The organism is Bowmanella yangjiangensis (genome assembly GCF_017255015.1).
Lineage (GTDB): Bacteria > Pseudomonadota > Gammaproteobacteria > Enterobacterales > Alteromonadaceae > Bowmanella > Bowmanella yangjiangensis.
On record NZ_JAFKCS010000105.1, the window covers coordinates 1 to 2,650 of the forward strand.

The 2,650-nt window shown below is 68.0% G+C and carries 5 protein-coding genes; all 5 read left to right on the top strand.

Annotated elements, in window-relative coordinates:
• The coding region (locus J0A65_RS22225; protein WP_206596506.1) for an exonuclease SbcCD subunit D C-terminal domain-containing protein at positions 1-336 on the top strand (336 nt) is incomplete at its 5' end.
• Between the two features lie 163 nt (positions 337-499).
• A complete protein-coding gene (locus J0A65_RS22230) occupies positions 500-1,081 on the top strand; it encodes an NAD(P)H-dependent oxidoreductase (protein ID WP_047590335.1) in 582 nt (193 codons plus the stop codon).
• A gap of 55 nt (positions 1,082-1,136) precedes the next feature.
• Positions 1,137-1,568 carry a hypothetical protein gene (locus tag J0A65_RS22235; RefSeq protein ID WP_037049674.1) on the top strand — a complete coding sequence of 144 codons (432 nt, stop codon included), beginning with the start codon at positions 1,137-1,139 and terminating at the stop codon, positions 1,566-1,568.
• A 70-nt stretch (positions 1,569-1,638) separates the two neighbouring features.
• Complete coding sequence (locus tag J0A65_RS22240; RefSeq protein WP_152489463.1) at positions 1,639-2,010, top strand: SH3 domain-containing protein; 372 nt, start codon at positions 1,639-1,641, stop codon at positions 2,008-2,010.
• Positions 2,011-2,071: 61 nt separating this feature from the next.
• A complete protein-coding gene (locus J0A65_RS22245) occupies positions 2,072-2,476 on the top strand; it encodes an MAPEG family protein (protein WP_206596507.1) in 405 nt (134 codons plus the stop codon).
• Positions 2,477-2,650 lie beyond the last annotated feature (174 nt).

Here is a 2,650-nt window from a genome sequence, read left to right on the forward strand (position 1 = left end):
GGCGCCATCGCCGAGGTCGCTGCCCAGGGCACGGGCGAGCGGCCGGTGTGGCTGGAGGTGCAGGTCAGTACCGACGACTACCTCAGCGACCTGCAAGGCCGCATCAGCGCCCTCTGCGAGGGGCATGCCGTGGAAGTGCTGCGCATCCGTCGCGAGCGTGGCAACGCCAGTGCCAGCCTGGCCAGCGCCGCACGGGAGACGCTGGACGAATTGTCCGTCGAGGATGTCTTCGCCAGGCGCCTGCAACAGGAGGTACTGGACGAGGCGGACAGCCAGCGCCTGCTCGAGCGGTATCGCCAGGTGCTGGAGGCCGTGCAGGAACGCCAGGAGCGCTAGGCGCGTGGCGCGGCATTTTGCCCGACAGCGCTGGCCGCACGGGGCAAAGTCGCTATAGTGCACGCTCTTTCGATCTACCCGTGCTGCGAGGGTGGTGCCGAATGCGGGCGCAGGCTCGCTGGCCGCTGTCCTGCCGTAGCCGCCGCAACTGAAGGATCAGTGTGTGAAGTGTCTGGTGGTATTCGCCCATCCGCTGCAGGACAGCCTCTGTCGCCACCTGTGCGATGAAACCGTTGCGCACCTGGCGGGCAAGGGCTACGACATCGAGTTGCTGGACCTCTACGCCAGTGCCTTCGACCCACGGCTCAGCGAGGCCGAGCGGCAGAGCTACTACGCCGGCGCGTTCGACGCCGGGCAGCTGCAGGCCCAGCTACGTCAGTTGCAGGCGGCGCAGTCGCTGGTGCTGGTCTTCCCCACCTGGTGGTTCGGCTTCCCGGCCATTCTCAAGGGCTGGTTCGACCGCGTCTGGGCGCCGGGCCATGCCTACCAGCATGCCGCCGATCTCGGTGCGATCACTCCGGGCCTGTTGCAGTTGCAGGAGGTGCGGGTGGTCACCACGCTGGGTTCGCCCTGGTGGGTCGACCTGTTCGTCTTGCGCCGGCCCGTCAGACGGGTGCTCAAGCTCGCCCTGCTGGGGGCCTGTACCCGGGGCTGCAGCTTCCGGATGTTGTCGTTCTACCGCAGCGAAAAGGCCGACCGTGCGCGCGTCGACGCCTTCGTGAGGAAGATCAGGGCGCGTTTCTGAGCGCGCGGACGTGATGCGCCGGCCGTGATGCCGGCGCCTGGCAAGGAGAGTCGTGATGTTGCTACAGGCCAATGGGTTCTTGCTGCTGGGGGCGCTGCTGACGGCGCTGGCCGGCGTGCTGCACTTTGCCTGCATTTTCTGGGGGGCGCGGGGTTTCCAGGTGCTTGGCGCCGGTGAACAGCTGGTGGCGATGGCCGCACGGCGTCACTGGTACCCGCCAGTGGTGGCCTGCGCCATTGGCTGCGTGCTGTTGCTGTGGGCGCTGCTGACGCTGTCTGCCGCCGGCCTCGGCCCGCAGCTGGCGCTGGCGAAATGGGCGGTGCTGCTGATCACCCTGGTCTACCTCGGCCGGGCCCTGGCCTTTCCCTGGCTCAAGCGGGTGATCATCGGCAACAGCGAGCGCTTCTGGCACCTGAGTTCATTGCTGTGCCTGGGGCTGGCGGTGCTGCACGGCGTCGGCCTGGCCCAGGTCTGGCAGGCCGCCTAGGCGCTTCGACAGAGCGGAGAGCGGCGGGCATGTAGCGTTCGCCAAACCACAAGGAATACAGAGGTCGAGCATGCAACTGACGGAATACCGCGTCGTCACGGCGCACACCAGCGAGTACCCCGAGCCGATCCAGTTCGAGGCCGGCGCCCCGCTGACGCTGGGGGAAGTCTACGAGGGACCGGAGGACTGGCAGGACTGGCGTTTCTGCCACACGCCGGGCCAGGCCGGTGGCTGGGTCCCGCAGCAGATCATCGAGGTGATCGCCGGCGACCGGGGCCGGGCGCGCGAGGACTATAGCGCCCGCGAGCTGGACGTCGTGGTGGGCGAGCGGGTGCTGGCCGGGCGACAACTGAATGGCTGGGCCTGGTGCCAGCGCAGCAGTGGCGACGCGTCGGGCTGGGTGCCGTTGGAAAATCTGCAGGCCGAGGGCGCCGCGCGATGAGCCGCCGACTGTCATCGACCGCGTGGTCCGTCGCAGGGCAGCGCCTGCATGAGCTGCCGTCATGAGCCATGCCTTGATCGCGCCGATGCTGGCCCATGTCGGTCTGGCCGGCTTTCTCTATGTGCTCCTGACCCTGGCGCGTGCGCCCAGTATCTGGGGCATCGGGCGGCGTGCCGATGGCTCGAACCCCTGGGCCGAGGTCGAGCCGCGCATCAGCGCCAACCTGTCCAACCAGTTCGAATGGCCGCTGCTGTTCTACGTCGCCTGCCTGCTGCTGATCCAGGCCGGCGTGCAGTCGCCGCTCGCGACCTGGCTGGCGTGGGGGTTCATCGGCGGGCGCCTGGCACACAGCCTGGTACAGATCGGCACCGGCAACGTGCGCCTGCGCGGCCTGGTGTTCAGCCTCAACTTCCTGGCCGCGCTCGGGCTCTGGGCGTTGGTGCTGCAGCTCTATCTGCATGGCTAGCGACGAATCTCGCGGCCGACACTGGAGTCTGGACTGCGCGTGACGACGCCGATCCGGCAATAGCGATCTATGCTGTCGATGATGGCAAATGGACAGGGGTGCTAGGGTGCTGACGACACTGGCCCGGTTGCTGGACCCGCTGCATGGGGTGCCGGATGCGACCCGACAGCGTTT

Excerpts from the sequence above, each read along its gene's own strand:
- J0A65_RS22235 (WP_037049674.1), top strand. The coding sequence starts at position 1,137 with ATGTTGCTACAGGCCAATGGGTTCTTGCTGCTGGGGGCGCTGCTGACG.
- J0A65_RS22240 (WP_152489463.1), top strand. The coding sequence starts at position 1,639 with ATGCAACTGACGGAATACCGCGTCGTCACGGCGCACACCAGCGAGTAC.
- J0A65_RS22245 (WP_206596507.1), top strand. The coding sequence starts at position 2,072 with ATGAGCCATGCCTTGATCGCGCCGATGCTGGCCCATGTCGGTCTGGCC.